8 protein-coding genes are annotated in these 16,620 nt (G+C 39.2%); 2 read left to right on the top strand and 6 right to left on the bottom strand.

From position 1 onward, the window contains the following. Positions 1-8: 8 nt before the first annotated feature. Positions 9-3,236 carry a SusC/RagA family TonB-linked outer membrane protein gene (locus tag ABR854_RS13260; protein ID WP_350265884.1) on the bottom strand — a complete coding sequence of 1,076 codons (3,228 nt, stop codon included), beginning with the start codon at positions 3,234-3,236 and terminating at the stop codon, positions 9-11. A gap of 444 nt (positions 3,237-3,680) precedes the next feature. Between ABR854_RS13260 and ABR854_RS13255 the strand changes: the two genes are divergently transcribed. Further along, positions 3,681-5,552, top strand: coding sequence for a M61 family metallopeptidase (locus tag ABR854_RS13255; RefSeq protein WP_350265883.1), 1,872 nt, complete (start codon positions 3,681-3,683; stop codon positions 5,550-5,552). A 61-nt stretch (positions 5,553-5,613) separates the two neighbouring features. Here ABR854_RS13255 and ABR854_RS13250 read toward each other — a convergent pair whose 3' ends face one another. The 5 genes from ABR854_RS13250 to ABR854_RS13230 are packed head-to-tail and all read right to left on the bottom strand — an operon-like array spanning position 5,614 to position 14,424. Beyond that, the gene (locus tag ABR854_RS13250; protein WP_350265882.1) at positions 5,614-7,068 is read right to left on the bottom strand and encodes an FG-GAP repeat protein; all 1,455 of its coding nucleotides are present in this window, start codon (positions 7,066-7,068) and stop codon (positions 5,614-5,616) included. Positions 7,069-7,088: 20 nt separating this feature from the next. Further along, entirely contained in the window at positions 7,089-11,717 is a 4,629-nt protein-coding gene (locus ABR854_RS13245) for a 3-coathanger stack domain-containing protein (RefSeq protein WP_350265881.1), read from the bottom strand. A gap of 54 nt (positions 11,718-11,771) precedes the next feature. Further along, on the bottom strand, positions 11,772-12,575 hold the full coding sequence (locus tag ABR854_RS13240; protein ID WP_350265880.1) for a hypothetical protein: 804 nt from the start codon (positions 12,573-12,575) through the stop codon (positions 11,772-11,774). Positions 12,576-12,598: 23 nt separating this feature from the next. Then, positions 12,599-14,032, bottom strand: a complete 1,434-nt coding sequence (locus tag ABR854_RS13235; protein WP_350265879.1) for a hypothetical protein — start codon at positions 14,030-14,032, stop codon at positions 12,599-12,601. Next, the gene (locus ABR854_RS13230) at positions 14,029-14,424 is read right to left on the bottom strand and encodes a LytTR family transcriptional regulator DNA-binding domain-containing protein (RefSeq protein WP_350265878.1); all 396 of its coding nucleotides are present in this window, start codon (positions 14,422-14,424) and stop codon (positions 14,029-14,031) included. The genes ABR854_RS13235 and ABR854_RS13230 overlap by 4 nt, the downstream gene beginning before the upstream one ends. Before the next feature lie 150 nt (positions 14,425-14,574). On the opposite strand from ABR854_RS13230, the gene ABR854_RS13225 reads away from it, so the two are divergent. Beyond that, entirely contained in the window at positions 14,575-16,578 is a 2,004-nt protein-coding gene (locus ABR854_RS13225) for a tetratricopeptide repeat-containing sensor histidine kinase (protein ID WP_350265877.1), read from the top strand. The last annotated feature ends 42 nt before the right edge of the window (positions 16,579-16,620 follow it).

The raw sequence follows: 16,620 nt of genomic DNA, 5'->3' as shown, positions 1-16,620 counted from the left end.
ATCGTCTATCAATAATTGATTCTTACTGAGAAAACCACCGATTTAGAACCTGGATTATTGAAGTAATCTTGCCCACGGCCATTTCCTGTCCCATTGAGCGAAGTTTCGGGGTCAATACCCACCACTTTTGTCCACAAGAATAAATTACGGCCTGTTGCCGATAAACTTATGTTTCCTAACTTTAATTTTTCTTTCAACCAACTGCTTTTCCAATTATAAGAAAGGGTAGCTTCACGCAGACGAGTCCAGCTTCCATCCACAATAAATTGTTCTTGCAAAGCACTGAAACCTTGCCCCAGAGTAGTGTACCACGCTTGGTCGAGCAATACTGGCCCAGCACCGAAATCTCTAATATTTCCACGCACGGTTTGTCCGCTTTCTATGGTTTTGCCATCATAGTTTTTCAAACCACCCGCAGGAATCGTTACTTCATTGCCCACATCGGCGTGTGTTCCAAAATTATACATAACCGATTGTGTATTTGGAGCAAACTGCGAGCCTTGGAAGGTTTCAAACAAAACATTTAGTGAGAAATTTTTATAATTGATATTTGTGCCAAAACCCGCACGATATTTCGGATTTGGGTCGCCAATTACGCCATAAGTTGGAGCCAATTGCGGAAAACCATTGGCGTTAAGGTCTAAACTTCCATCGGCTTTGCGAAGGTAAGTTCCGCCATAAAGTGCTGATAATGAATAGCCTACTTTGGCCACCGAACTTGTGAGTGTGCTAAAACCACCCAACACGATTTGGTCAGTTCCTGCTAAGTCTTCTACACGGTTTTTGTTCTGACTAATATTTCCAATCAATTGAATATTTAGGTCATTGTTTTGGAAAACATCGGCCGTAATTTCCGATTCCCAACCTTTGTTCGACATCGTACCTGCGTTGGTATAGCGGCTCGTAAAACCTGTCGATGGCGAAGCGGCCACTTCAAGCAATAAATCTTTGATTGTATTTTGGTAGTAAGTATAATTTACCGAAAGTTTGTTTGAGAAAAAGCGTAAATCTGTTCCGATTTCCCATTCGGTCTTGCGTTCGGGACGTAAAAGAGCATCTCCTTGCTGAGAAGATTGTACGAACGCACCGTTTCCGTAAGCTACACCACTGGCAGTACCGCCCCAACCACCCGTGAATTCGGCAGTAACGAAGTCAGTTGAGGTACGGTAAGGTTGTGGCTGAACCCCCACAATGCCGTAACCTCCACGAAGTTTACCAAAACTTAGCCATTTTAAGCCTTTTAATGCCTCTAATTTGGTGAATTGCCAAGCTAAATCGGCCGAAGGATAGTAGAAAGTACGGTCAGTTTTTTCGCCAAACGGAGAGCCAGATTCGGCAGCAATACCTAAATTAAGAAACATTTGGTCGTAGAAACCAAAGTTCGTTGTAGCATAAAGACGAGCTGTTCGGATACGCTGCTCGGTATCGAAAGGTGTGCGGTTTACGGCCGTTGCATTGCTGGCATCTTTCGGGCCATTGGGTATCAAGAAATTTACCATCGAATACCCTAAATTTAAGTAATCACGGTTATTTACGTTCCAACCAACAATGTAGGTTCCTGCAATTTTAGGCGTAATATCTTTTACCACACGAGCAATTAAATCGAAATTTAGTTCCGTTTCTTTGAGTTCTTCTTCTTGATAGCTACCCGTGTATGCTCCACCTGCCGAACCAACTGGGAAATAAGATTTACGTTCATCGGTATAAGAATCTACACCGCCTCGTGCTTTTAATTCAATCCATTTGGTTGGTTTGAAGTTGATTTCGGAAGCTGTAATGAAACGGTTAACTATTGTCGGATTTTCCAATTCATTGATTACCCAAAGAGGCGAATCGTAAATAGGATTATCGTTACCCAAATAACGACGATACGAACGCTGACGTGGAATTGGTGCAGCCGTAGGTGATGAATAATAAAATCCTTTATAATCGCTGTCGTCAAAATCGGGTGGAGTTCGTACCATACCCAAGTATAAACCATTCACATTCGAGCCAGTTTGAATACGATTCGAGGTTGACTTTACGTAAGAAGTTTTGGTCGAAACCGAAAGCATATTGCCAAACTTGCGGTCAGCATTGAGTCTAAATGTACTTCTGTGGTAATCGCTTTGCCCACGGATGATACCTTTTTGATTCAAATCTCCGAGACTCATGTAATAAGTGCTTTGTTCATTACCACCGCTGATACTCAAATTATTATCGGCAAAAAAGCCCGTTCTAAATACTTGGTCAACTCTTGCATCGTTGAAGATTTCTTTAGAGTTTTTCTTGGCAATTGGGTAATATTTAGTGCCATCTTCGGCTTGAAAAAATTGTCCAGTCGTATTAAATTCGTCGGCAGCACCTGAGCGAGTTTCTATTTTATCGCCCCATGACGTAGAAGAAGTCGGACTAAAAACGCCGTTGATGCCTTGACCGTATTTAGTTTGAAGTGGATGAAGAACATTTACTTTATCGAACGAAACCGACGAGCTAAATGAAATATCTGGTTTCGAGCTATTACGGCCTTTTTTTGTCGTAATCACCATTACACCGTTGGCCGCTCTCGACCCCCACAACGAAGCTGCTGCCGCACCTTTAAGCACTTGTACATCGGCAATGTCATTTGGATTAAGGTCATTGAGGCGAGATTGCTGACGCACACCACCTGCCGACTCTCCGATGCTACTATTGCTCATCGGAACGCCATCTATAATAATGAGCGGTTGATTATCGCCCGTGATGGTACTTTGACCACGTATTTGGATGTACGAACCAGCACCAGGGTCGCCCGACGAACGAGAAACTTGCAAGCCCGATGCTCTGCCAGCAAGCCCATTAATTACGCCCGTTTCGCCAGTTCGGGCCAAAGCCACGCCCGATACTTTTGAGGAAGTTGCTCCCTGTACATCTTTGTTTTGTTCAAAACCAAGAGCAGTTACTGAAACCTCCATCAAAAGTTGGGTTTCACTTTTAAGTTTTACATCAATAGTACTTTGATTTCCAATCGTAATTTCTTGTGTAGTCATACCAATAAACGAAACCACCAATGTTCCGCCAGTAGTAGGAACATTCATTGAGAAATTGCCATCTGTATCTGTGTTAACACCAACTTTTGTGCCTTTTAGCAAAATGTTTACGCCAGGTAGAGCAGAATTGTTGTCAGCATCGGTGACTTTTCCCGTAATTTTTCGGGTTTGTCCGTAGGTAGTCAGCACCGAGCAACCTAACAGAAAAATGAGTAAAAATGACTTCATAGGGCTTATTTAGTTTGTTTAATTGAAAAATCAACTAACAAAATCTAATACTGAAGCCACGGGAATGCAAATAATATTTTAAAATTATTTAATAATTCAAACTTATTATTTGTAAAATTATATTACCAACAAACAAATTATTTGTCTTTAATCTGAGTAGCCAAAGAAAGTACTGTTTTAAGGTTTTGGGCGAGATTTTTTAATGGAAAATTAATTGAAAAAACTTGTAAGTATTTTTACTGTTTCGTAGTGGGATGAATTTGTAAATGAGTATTTTTCATGAAGAAAAACGGCGAAATACTCATAAAAAAATACTTAAATGGCAGTTTATAGCTGTTTTCGACCCTTTATCCGCTATTTGGCTTGCTCATGAAATTCTATGGTTTTCAGAAAAGAATTTGGTTAATTTTGTAAAATTTTCAAAAAATCTAAAATAGATAACCTATGCAAAAAGCTCTGATGGTTCTGACCTTTGGTTTGCTCATGGCGAGCTGTACCAAAAATGCTGTCGTCAACTCCTCACAATCTTCTAATGGTTCTACGTACCAATATTCAGTTGATTTGACCAAAGTAGAAAACGATAAACTGGAAGTAACATTGATTAGTCCAAAAATCACGACTGATGAAATAACTTTCCGTTTGCCAAAGACGGTTCCTGGTACTTATTCGACCGATGATTATGGCCGTTATTTATCTGATTTTAAAGCCTTCGACTCGAAAGGTAATCACCTTATTACCAACAAATTAGATGTAAATAGCTACACGATTAAAGATGCTAAGAAACTCCATAAAATCAGCTACAAAATAGATGATACGTGGGATTCGCCTGAGATAAAAGGCACGAAGATTTTCGAGCCAACAGGTTCGGATATTGTAGCTGGTAAGGAGTTTTCTATCAATACGCATTGTTTCTTTGGCTATTTCGATGGCATGAAACAAGTGCCGTATCAGGTGACTTTCACGAAACCAAGCGGTTTTTATGGAGCAACTTCGATGGTGGCAAAAAGTAGCACAGCTACCACTGATGTGTTTGAGATGAATAACTACATGGATTTGGTTGATGCTCCGATTCTTTACACACAACCCGACACAACGGTGCTGAAAATCGGTGGTGCTGATATTTTGGTTTCGGTATTTTCACCAAATAAAAAAGCTACTTCTAAAGAAATTGCTGCCAACGTAAACACATTGCTTGAAGCACAAAAAGAGTATTTGGGTGGAAAACTTCCAATCAAAAAATATGCGTTTTTGATTGTGTTATCCGATAACCCGAACTTAACAAGTTATGGAGCTTTGGAGCATTCTTATTCATCATTCTACTATTTGCCAGAAGCTACTTCGGAGGCACTTTCGCAGACGGTAAAAGATGTGGCTTCGCACGAGTTTTTTCATATCGTAACACCGCTTAATATTCACTCAGAAGAAATCGGTAATTTCGATTATAACGACCCGAAAATGTCGAAACACCTTTGGATGTACGAAGGTCTAACAGAATATGCAGCTGGACACATGCAGGCAAAATATAACCTCATCACGTTGCCAAAATATTTGGATATGCTTCGTCAGAAAATCTCGACCATGAAAAGCATGAAAGATAATTTGCCGTTTACTGAAATGAGTGCTAATGTATTGGATAAATATAAAAATCAATACATGAATGTGTATAACAAAGGTGCATTGATTGGAGTGTGCTTGGATATTAAACTTCGCCAGCTTTCGGGTGGAAAATATGGTACACAAAATCTTATGCAAGATTTATCGAAGACTTATGGCAAAGAGCAGTCTTTCAAAGACGATGAATTATTTGATAAAATTACGGCTTTGACTTACCCAGAAATTCGTCAGTTTTTTGCTACTTATGTAGAAGGAAAAGACCCACTTCCGTTGGCTGAAATCTTACAAAGCGTAGGCATAGATTATTTGCCAGAGGCAACGGTAAAACAAGCAAGTTTGGGGGGAATATCGATTGGCTTTAATCAAGCTACGAATCGTTTGAAAGTTTCGAGTATTGATAAAGTAAATGATTTTGGCAAACAAATGGGCTATAAAGCCAACGATGAATTGGTTTCGGTCAATGGCGAAGCTATGGAAATGATGAAGATTCAGTCAATTATGAGTGAATTTGGTACTAAAACTAAAGAAGGTGATACCGTAACCGTTGAGGTAGCTCGCAAAAATGCCGAAGGCAAAGAAGAAATCATAAAACTTTCTGCTCCAGCAATTTTGGTAGAAACCAAACAAAAAAATGTTTTGCGATTGACCGAAAATCCAACGGCTGAACAATTGAAGTTGAGAAATGCTTGGTTGAAACCTTGATTTTTCTACAAAAAAATACAGCAAAAAGTCCATCTCTGTATTTCAGAGATGGACTTTTTTATTAAAAACTATGGTTATATTCTCCAAAAATCACCCTGCCAGCTCTTTTGCATGAGCTTGTAAAACAAAGGTCGTCGGCTTCTCCAATCAAATATAAACCATTATTTATAGTGGAAATACGGGCATTTCCATACAAATGGGTACGAAAATTAGGTAAACCTATCGTTTGGAAAGATACATCGGTGCTGTTTGTGCCAGAAGTTGTAACCTTAAAAAATTCACCAAATTTTTCATAGGTATCAAGTACTAAAATTTTGTCGTCATCAATTGCTACGGAAACTCCAAAATAAATGTCATAGCGTGCCGTTACGATTGGATTAACCGAAGTACTCAATAGATTGGTTGTGGTGTTATATACATATAATCCAGGGTTATTGTTTTGCCCACCAACAAGCACTAAATTTCCACTGATTTCAATATTTTGACCTAAATAAGCTAAATCACCGCCATTTATTGTTTGTACCAATGCAAAACTCGAACTTGTATTTCTATACATCTGTATTTTACCATTATTAATATTAGGCGAAATATCAAAATTTCTCTTGCCTGAAAGAATTGTAGAGGCATCTTTAAATCTAACAACCATACTTGAGCCTTCGTTACTTTGCCCGCTACTTTCCATTATTTTCTGAAAAAGTGTCCAAAACGTAGTAGAATTATAGGTATAGACATAAAAAGAACCAATACCCGCTACGCTCGGCGAAACAAGGTCATCGCCAGGAGAAGACGCAATAACCATCGGAACATTAGGCGTAACGGCTGTATTCAACAGAAAATCAATCGAACTTCCAAACAAATCGCCTGTGGAGGCATCCGATGGAATTATTTTTGCTTCTTGAGTCCAAACACCCGAAACTCTTTTAAAAACATAAACCGCACCTGTGTTTGAGTTACAACCCGTAGCCCCAACAATCAAATAGTCACCTTTCAGAATCACACTTTTACCAAAATTATCATTGGCTTGTCCGTCGGCAGCTACTAATTTCTGCGTCTGCGACCATGTTTTTGATGAAGTACTGTATGAATAAAGATACACCGCACCTTGATTGGTGTTGCTGCCGTTTTCGGCATTTAAAGCCCCAACAGCTGCCCGATTATTTGGTGTATCAAGGCTTACGGCTCTGCCAAAACCATCGTCGGCGGTACTATCCGATGCAAACACAGTTTGTGGTTTTCGGTCGGTAATCACATCATTTGATGCACAATACCAAGTAGAAGTATAATAAGTACATAAATTTTTGCGGTCTTGGTCAAAAACCATAAGTCCATCAACAGCATTTACTAAATTCAACCTTTCAACCGAAGTCATCGTCGGGATTTTATATCCACGCTGATAGTCATTACTTGTGTTTATCATAGCAGGGTTTTCATTAGTTCCAGGGCTAATCGTGATGCTTTGAGTATATGAATTTACAGATATCAATGAAACTAATAAAATAAAAAGTGATTTACGCATATTTGTATTGAATAAAGAGATTAATTACTACACCCACCAATTTCGGCCTTAAAAACATTTCCTGCTTTTACTTCAAAAACGCCATTAGTGGCGTTGAGCAAAATGTGTTTTCCTGCTTTAAAAGTTACGTTGGCACTGCCCTGAATCACGATATTGGCTTTAATGGTTTCGTTGGTATTTTGAGTAGAAGTGCCACCATTGATATTATCTTGTGGACTCACTAACACAATCGTACTATTACAATTATTCGCTCCGCAGGCAATCGTGTTAGTTATTTCGCCCACAAAAACATCATCTACATAATAATAAGCATTGGCGTGTTCAGAATTACCAAAGGTTTTGATAGCTTGAGAAGTAAACGAAATCGTAGTTTGGGCATCTCGCCTGAAATTTCCGAGATAAATATGGGTGTAAGCTTGGTCAGCCGTTACTTCTGCCGAAATATTTACCCAATTTTCGGTATCGCTAATTACTACATTATTGGTCGGATATACGATTCGCTGAACTGCCAAAGTATCAAACGTACTCACGATTTTTTCGCCGATATTCAATCCAAAACCTATGTTATTGGTAGCATATTGCATATAATCGGCCCTCGAAACCCACATACTCAGCACATATCTTTTACCCACTTGCATCGGGCTTGTAAATGCTGTTCCGATGTATTCTCTATAATTATTAATAGCCGTGAAAAATCCGGCATAAGCACCGCCATTGCGTGGCGATTGCACACCAAAACGGATATTAAATGGGGTTTCGATATTGCTACTATATTCGCCACAATCATTGAAGTAATCGGCCGAACCTTTGGTTGGTATTTTCCAGAAATTGTTGGGAGAAAGCCATTGTCCTTGCGTAGCAGGAGTAGGCGTAAAGTTGGTTGGACAAGTTTCATAATATTCAAAACCTGGATTTGGAATTAGATTTGTACCGATGCAAGTGCTGGCATAAAGCGGGTTATCATTGGTTTCGGTGCTGTTGAGGGCGTGAATTTTAAATTCCAATGGAATTTCGACGGTGCTAAAACCTACGGTAGTTTCGCCCGTAGAAATGACCCGAACAAAATACGTTTGTCCGACCGTAAGATTGATTAACGGCACCGAGTTATTATTCAGCCCAAATTGAGAAATGGAGTATGAACAGCCGATTTGGCTTAATGTTCCGCAAGTTCCACTATACACCGTTACGGCACTATTGGTAGATAAGTTTTCTACGATAACATTCATTCGGGTGTGCGTAGCTACCATCGAAAACCACACATCTTGTTTAGCTTTGTAGAAGCAGTCTGGCGTATCGCCAGTAGCATTTGCAGTCGAATGAAAACTGCCATTGACTAATGGAATTGCTCCCGAACAAAGGTCATTAACTGGAACAGATGGAGTAGTAACGGCAATTTTAAATTTGCCTTGATGGTGCAAAACTGTTGCCGAAGAACCCACTAAAATAAAATATTCCGTACCAACTGTCAATCCAGTTGCGTTAAATCCGCCACCACCATTAGCAATTCCTATACAAGTGCCTTTTATGGTCAAAGCTCCACAAGTTCCTGAATAAACACTCAAAATTGCACCTGTAAGATAACCCTCATATAAAATACGGTGCGTGGTGGCAGTTGCCGTAAATTTATACCAAACATCACCGCCAAAATTGCAAGTGGTTTGTTCATTTCCAGCCATTATATTGCTACCATTTGTAAAATTAGGCACATTATTGCTCGAAACACTCAAAACTGTAGCATTGGCACATAAATCATTGGTAGGAGCATCAACATCATCGGTCAAAGAGATAGAAAAACGTCCTCGAACAGTGGCCGAACTCGTAGAACTAAACACCCGAATCAGATAAGTTTGACCAGCCGTAAGTCCCGAAACGATTCGGTCTTGGGTAAATTCTCCACTAACGGCCGCACTACACATGACGGCCGTTAGAGCTGTGCAAGTACCGCTATAAACTACAAAACTTGGTTGTACAAAAGTTGCCGAAATCCTGAGCCTTACTCGACTTTTGGTGGCCGTGAAGCTATACCAAACGTCGTCATCGTTAGCACCTAAGCCTGTGCAGCCCAAAGTTTGTGAACTGGCCGTTGCATTGGTAGTGATGCCAGCCGTAAAAGTTGCCGTTGGTGTACTTGTTTGAATCGTGAGTGTCGTTGGCGTAGCACATTCATTATTGGTTGGGGCTGTGGTTTCTTGGTTTACTTGTATTCTGAAACTCCCCTGTGTGGCGGTGGTGGCAGTTGAGGCATAAACTCTAATAAAATAAGTTTGTCCGATAGTTAAAGAATTAACTTTCAGGAAGTTTTCTGTTGTCGAAACCATTGAGGTTGTTAGGCACGAAAGCTGCGAAATGCTATTACAATCGCCCGAATAAACCGCCACCACAGGCGTTGTCATCTCTATATCATTCGTAAATCGAGCAATGGCTACCAATGCTGAAGTGCTGGCAGCTGTAAATTTATACCAAACATCAAAGGTGTTGGCTTGGCCGCACGTATTAGTGCCTGTGGTAGCATTGGCATCTAAGGTGCTGCCCGTTACATAATTAGAGGTTTGCCAAGTGGCGTGGTGCGTAAGCGTAGTAGCATTTGTACAAATATCGTTGGCTGGTGGCGTGAAAGTTTTCAGACAACCTTCAAAATAAGTAACAGTTGATGAGGAAGAATAAACTCTGATAAAATATTGATTACCAACGCTTAATCCTGCAAAAACTTTTTCCTCGAATGTGCTGATATCGCCTGAGCAATCTACGTACGTGAGTGTTCCACACGAACCAGCGTAAAGTTCAAACTTAAAATTCCCTCCCGAAATTTTACTAAAACGAATCCTTTGCTGAGTAGCCGTAGCCGTGAATTTATACCAAATATCTCTTATCAAAGTGGTGTTATTGCCCGTTCCTGCGTTACATTCTTTGATAGATGATTGAGAAGTATTTTGTAGATTACCCGAAAAAGTATTACACTCTAAAGCACTTCCCGATGCCGTAATGGTTACCGCTCCGCTACATTCATCATTGCTCTGAAAAGTTGGGGTAGTGATACAAACCCGATAACTATTGAAAGCATTATTGGTTGTAATAATTCTGATAAAATAGGTTTGTCCAATCGTTAGTCCGCCTAAATTGAAAAGAGAATCGAGACTTGAACCACAACGTAAATGCTGTAAACTTCCGCAGGTCCCTGCATGAAACGAGGTTATAAAGCCATTGTTTTCGATATTTATAATCTTGATTTGGTGCTGTGTGCTGGTCGCTACAAATTTTAAGTAAATATCTTTCGAGACATCATTACAAGTGCCAGAAATGCTTGAAGGAAAGGCATTTGACATCGTTACAATTGTATTTGTACAACTTGAATTGGCTGAAACTGGAATTGTGAATGCCGTTGAACATTCATCATACACCGAAAATGCAGGTGTTGTAACCGCCACCGAAAACACCGATTGCCCCGAACCTGTGGCGGCACTGTATGCTCTGAAAAAATACGTTTGTCCAGCCGTTAGTCCAGTCAAAACATTGATGGCTGTATCGCCCGAAAAAGTGGTAGTATTACAACCCAATGAAACCAACGAAGCACACGAACCACTAAAGGCTTGGATTCTACCAAGGTTCGACTGCCAGCCTTTTACCTTGATTTTATGCACGGCTTGGGTGGCTACAAAACTATACCAAACATCGTCGTCAGTAGTGGTCGAATTATTACAGTCGAGCGAAGATTGAGTAGCCTCAAAGCTACTTCCTAACATTGCTCCCGAAAAATTTTCTCCAACCGTTGGCGTAAGGCTGGTAGCTTGCAAACAATTATCGTTGGTAGCATTTGAAGTGATTGCTACCGAAAATGTTCCACCAGAATTTGTCCCTTCCGAACTGTAAACTCTAAAAAAATAGGTTTCTCCAATAGTTAAACTCGTAAAAAGTGCCGAAGAATTATCTAATGAAGTAAAACCCGATGAAATACATTGTTTGGCTACCAATGCCCCGCACGTTCCTGAAAAAAGTTGAGCTTCGAGTGAGCCATTAAATATCAACGATTTCAAAAACAACCGATGCGAAGCCTGTGTAGCCGTAAACGAATACCAAACGTCATCGTCGGCCGTTCCGCTACAACCTGTCAACGATTGGCTGGCAAACTTGGTAGTTCCGTTGGTGCGATTGATTGGAGCATTTGAAGTATGAACCGTAAGCGAAACTGCACCCAAACATTCATCATTGACTGGTGGAGTGGGGGTAATCAAGCAAATATCGAATGTACCTTCCTCAAATTCTTCACGAGTAGAAACGGTAATAAAATATTCGTTTCCAACAGTCAATCCTGCCAAAGTTTTGGTAATTACAACATCGTTTGTGCCTATTCCACAGGCACTTACAGCTGTTCCACTACAATTTGACCAAACATCAACCGAAAAATTCTGAATACTTCCACGAGTAACCTGAATGATTTGATTGGGAGATGTAGCCGTAAACCTATACCAAACATTGCGTTTATTAAATTCGGCACAGTTGTCATAATCAGTACTTATTACGCCTACGTTTGTGCCACTGGTAGAGCTACACGCAGTAGCGGATGTAAGCACAATTGCATTTTCGCAATCATCATTGGTGGGTGCTTGGGCAAATAAACCAAGCGAAATCAGAAGCAAAAGTAAAGTTTTCATGGCATATAATTATTGAGGTTAAATCGGAATGATAATTCTCTAACTCACTGATAATCAATTTGCGTCTATCACATGCCAACGGCTTTCAGTTCCATCATAAATAAGGGTTGCTCCCCCTCTTACCGATAAAATATTAGCCGAACCTGTGGTTGTTATAATACGATTTATAGTGATTGAACCAGCGTCTTCATTTTCTAATCTAATCGTAAAGTTATTTGTCGGATAAATCCAGAGCATCATGCCATCAACTCCACCTGCTATGCCCGTAAGGGTAATGGTTTGGGATGAAGCAGCAGCACCTGTACAAATAACAGAAGCTCCATTTCTATCTAAATTATTGACAGTCTGAGTAGTAGTGGGTAGAAGTGTTTTTTTGCGAATTACTACATCGCCATTTAAATCTAATTTGGCTGTAGGAGTGGTTGTGCCAATACCTATATTACCTGTTCCTTTTTCAATTTGAAATCGAGAACCACCTCCTCCAAATTCAAAAATTTGGAAGTCATCGCCTAATGGTTCATTCCTTACATTCCATTTAATTATACCGCTTTTGGCAAATCTTAATGCTGCATCGCCATTAAAAGCATCAATATCAATGGTTGTAAAAGTTGAACTTGATTTTACCCGAATTCCCACTTCACCATTATTTAATATATCTAATTTGTGTATAGGGTTAGTTTGTCCAATTCCAATATTTCCTGCACTACTTATCTTTAACCTTTCCAGCCCATTGGTCTTGAAACTCAAAGGCTGATTGGTTTTTGCTTCGATAGTTGTGTTTTCTGGAGTTAGTGTGATACTGCCTTGTGTGAATGCAATGTTTGATACTAATGATAGAAATTGAATAAGTTTTTTCATGAAAATTTTAAGAATTAAACAAATTATCGAATTACGGCGATGTTAATATCAAAATTGCTAAGACTGACGGCAGAAGAAGTGGTATTATAAAAACCGACTTTTACTTCTCCAGCTACCTCGCAAGACACATTTTGAATCACCCCAACAGGTAGGCGTTTTGAGGTAGTAACAGCAATAGCCGAACCTGGCTGTGCATTTGGCACAGATATATTAAAATTTACCTCAATACTCGAATTAGCGGACAGCGAAAAGCTAACTCCAGAGTGGGTATGCCTAATGATTTCCTTAATTACGGTGCCGTTTGTGCCTATTTTTGCAGTACCATTTACATCTAATTTAGCTGTTGGCGTGGTTGTGCCGATACCTACATTCCCCGAATTATTTATCCTGACCTGAGTCTGATTATTATTTGTTCTAAAATCTAATGCTCCCGAAGACGCATTATTATAAATGATTCCGCCACTAACCAAACTCGAAGGCAATCCAAAGAGTAAACCAGCCTCGTTGGTTTGTGGATTCATCATCTGAATATAATTATTGGCACTGTTTTCTATGATAAGCTCATCGGCAGGTGTGCCACCAACGCCCGAATTGCCATTAAAAATATGCAACCGAGCTGCTGGCGTAATCGTATTGATGCCTATACGCCCAGTTGCTCCGATGAGCATACGGTTGGTCCCATCGGTTTGGAATATCATACGGTCGTCAGATTTATAAGTGATACCACCTCCAAAATTCGGATTATGGTTCGGGTTACTGAAAAAAATGGCATTATCAAAACCATCTGAAGCAGCCATGTGGAGGTAATTATGGTTGGTGTTTTGTATAAATACTAACGGATTAGAAAAGGGTGTTACGCCTGAAGTGCCAGAGCTTTTTACTTCAAATTTGCCCGTTACAAATGTTTTTGGGGTTGCCGAATTAACCGTAATACCTGTTCCTACATTTGAATTCAAACTCAGATTATTGTAATCGCCCGTAATGCTCGTAAAGCTCGAACCATTCCCTTGAAAGTAAATAGCCCCTTTGCTATTTGCACCACCAACAAGGCTAATATCAGCATCCGTATCTGAGCGTATTATCATGCGGGTTGTAAAAGGTAAGACGGTACTATTGCCTCCATCTTGAATATGAAATTGTGCCAAAGGGGCATTGGTTCGAATACCTACGAATCTTGTGGCTGAATCAATCGTTATGACCGAATTAGCGGCATTCCCCAAATTTCCAATACCAAAAAGTAGTTGTTTGGGTGAATTGGTTAGTGCAATACCAGCCGATACTAAACCGCCTCGAAAAAAATCAAAATAACCATTACGACCTGTTTTCATTCCGATTCTGAATGGGAATCCCGAATCAGAGTTGTCGAGTTTTGCACTATTAGGTGTAATGGTATAGCTTTGAGCAAAAACTGTTTTTGTGAAAACAATGATTATGAAAAGTAGTACATAATTTTTCATAAGATTACATTAAATTTAGATGTATTGATAGTAAACTTAGGTAAATCTACTAATTTATTGCGTCTTCTGCGAGCAACTTGACACTCTAAACCATTTGATAATTGGATTTTATTTTGGGTATATTTCAGTATATATTGCGTATTGATGATATATGAACGATGAATACGAATTAGGCTTTCGACCGCCATCAACCGCCCTTCTAATGTTTGAATATTGGTGCTTACAAAGATTTGTTTTCCGCTATTCATAAAAATTTTAGAATAACTTGTAGATGCCTCAATAGCTACAATTTCGTTTGTGAAAACATTTATTCTACTACCAAGATGTATCTCCATTGGCTGATTAATCAGACTGGTTAATGCTTTTTCAACTCTTTTTCTTTTTGGTTTCATGCTATATTTATTGTTATGACAAATTTACTTTTGAAATAAAAGCTATACAATCCCCCGAAATTTGTATTTTCAATATCCCCGAAAACTGGTATTTTTAGGTTGTTCTTTGGAATTTCCTCAATCTTGATTTAGTTTTATTCCGCAACCATCATGAAGCACCATCAGCCAAGCATGTATAAATCTATCAAATGTCTTTTACTATACGTTTTACTAATCAATCGAATAGCGATTGCTCAAGAAGACCGCATAAAAGTTCTTCAAGACAGTGTTCGATTGACTAAAAGCGATAGTGCAAGATGGCAGCACAAACTATGGCTGGCTAAGGAGATTTATAATAAAGATACAAATCAAGGTAAAGCCGAATTTAAGCTTTTACAAAACAGTGAGGAATACAAAAATACAAGATGGAAACAATTACACTTTCATCGTATATGGGGCTATGTTTTTTTTGAATCTGGCAGAAATGTTCAATCAATTATCGAGATAGAAAAGCAGTTTAACTTGCTCAATTCAATAGCTGACAATAGAGAAAGACAACGCCAAAAAGCCTTTACTTTAGCAGATTTTGGAGCAACATATGTAAATATGAGTGAGTATGAATTGGCTCAGAAAAATTTTGAAGAATCAATAAAAATTCAAAAAGAATTTAAAGACAATAAAAATGTATCGACCAATTTATTCAATTTGGCATTCATATTTATTGATGCCCAACAATGGCAACAAGCCTACCAATATTTAAAAGAATGTGATGAGATTTCAAGAAAAATAGATATTGGTTGGATAACTATCATCAATCGCTCTCGATTAGCTGCCATTTGTACCAAAATCAACAAAATTGCAGAAGCCGAAAAGCTACTCATCGAAACCGAAAAATTATTACCAAAAGTAACCTACGATTTAGAAAAGGTATATTTCTATAATGCCAAAGGCGAGTTAGCCTTTCATCAAAAAAAATATGTAGAGTCGCTACGCCACCATCAGCAAGCACTGACCATTGCGAATGCCTGGACTGACCCCTATTATATTGTTGAAGAACACACCGCACTCGGCGAGGTTTTTCAGAAACTCAATAAGCCTGATTCTTCGCTAAAATACTATCAATCGGCATTGAAATTGGCAAAAGAAAAGGATTTTATGCCAAAAGTGAAGTTAGTTTTAGAAGATTTGGCGAGTTTCTACGAACAAACTGGCGATTATAAATCTGCTAATGAATACCGAAAAAAATGGGCAGAATACAACGAGGCTTTCTTGAAAAAACAAAACCAAAATCGTATTCAGCTCAACGAAGCACGTTTTCGTTCGGCACAAAAACAAGAAAAAATCAATAGCCTCGAACAAGAAAATCAGTTAAGAGAATTGCAGCTTCGTCAACGAAATTTTATGCTTATCGGATTGATTATTAGTGTTTTAGCAGTTTCATTGTTGGCGTTTTTATATTTCAAGAATTACAAAAAAGAAAAGCTACTGGCACAGCAAAATTTCGAGATTCAGCAACAAAAAATCCGTGAACTCGAACAAGAAAAGCAACTCATAAGTATGAACAGTATTCTGAAAGGCCAAGAAGAGGAACGTAGCCGAATGGCAAAAGACCTCCACGATGGCCTCGGAAGTATGCTCAGTGGAATCAAACTAAACCTATCGGCTATGCACCAAAACTTTATTATCCAAGCAGGCGAAGTACATATTTTTGAAAAGGCCCTGACTCAACTCGATAGTGCCATTGCCGAGATGCGTCGAGTAGCTCACAACATGATGCCCGAGGCACTTTTAAAGTTCGGCTTACACGAAGCAATACAAGATTATTGCGATGGTATCAACCAAAATGATACGTTGAAAATGCAGTTTACAGCAATTGGTGAAAGCAAATCGCTTGATGCAACGGTACAGAAAGTTCTTTACCGAATCTTTCAAGAACTCACCAATAATGCCATCAAACACGCTGCCGCCAAAACAATTTTCATACAAATGAGTCACCACGAAAAAGGCATCACACTCACCGTCGAAGACGATGGCAAAGGATTTGACACTTCAAAAACTAATGGTGCAGGCTTGCAAAATGTAAAGTCAAGAGTTGATTATTTGAAAGGAACTTTGCACATTGATACCAGCCCCGAAAATGGGACATCAATAACTGTTGAAATACCTACGCTGTAAAGACGTTGCATGCAACGTCTCTACAACGAGAACATGATTTTT

It is taken from the genome of Emticicia sp. W12TSBA100-4 (assembly GCF_040253585.1).
Classification (GTDB): domain Bacteria; phylum Bacteroidota; class Bacteroidia; order Cytophagales; family Spirosomataceae; genus Emticicia.
This window is presented reverse-complemented; position numbering and strand designations above follow the sequence as displayed.

Bases quoted from the DNA above. Each gene is read 5' to 3' on its own strand.
- ABR854_RS13260 (WP_350265884.1), bottom strand. From the start codon at position 3,236: ATGAAGTCATTTTTACTCATTTTTCTGTTAGGTTGCTCGGTGCTGACT.
- ABR854_RS13255 (WP_350265883.1), top strand. From the start codon at position 3,681: ATGCAAAAAGCTCTGATGGTTCTGACCTTTGGTTTGCTCATGGCGAGC.
- ABR854_RS13250 (WP_350265882.1), bottom strand. From the start codon at position 7,068: ATGCGTAAATCACTTTTTATTTTATTAGTTTCATTGATATCTGTAAAT.
- ABR854_RS13245 (WP_350265881.1), bottom strand. From the start codon at position 11,717: ATGAAAACTTTACTTTTGCTTCTGATTTCGCTTGGTTTATTTGCCCAA.
- ABR854_RS13240 (WP_350265880.1), bottom strand. From the start codon at position 12,575: ATGAAAAAACTTATTCAATTTCTATCATTAGTATCAAACATTGCATTC.
- ABR854_RS13235 (WP_350265879.1), bottom strand. From the start codon at position 14,032: ATGAAAAATTATGTACTACTTTTCATAATCATTGTTTTCACAAAAACA.
- ABR854_RS13230 (WP_350265878.1), bottom strand. From the start codon at position 14,424: ATGAAACCAAAAAGAAAAAGAGTTGAAAAAGCATTAACCAGTCTGATT.
- ABR854_RS13225 (WP_350265877.1), top strand. From the start codon at position 14,575: ATGAAGCACCATCAGCCAAGCATGTATAAATCTATCAAATGTCTTTTA.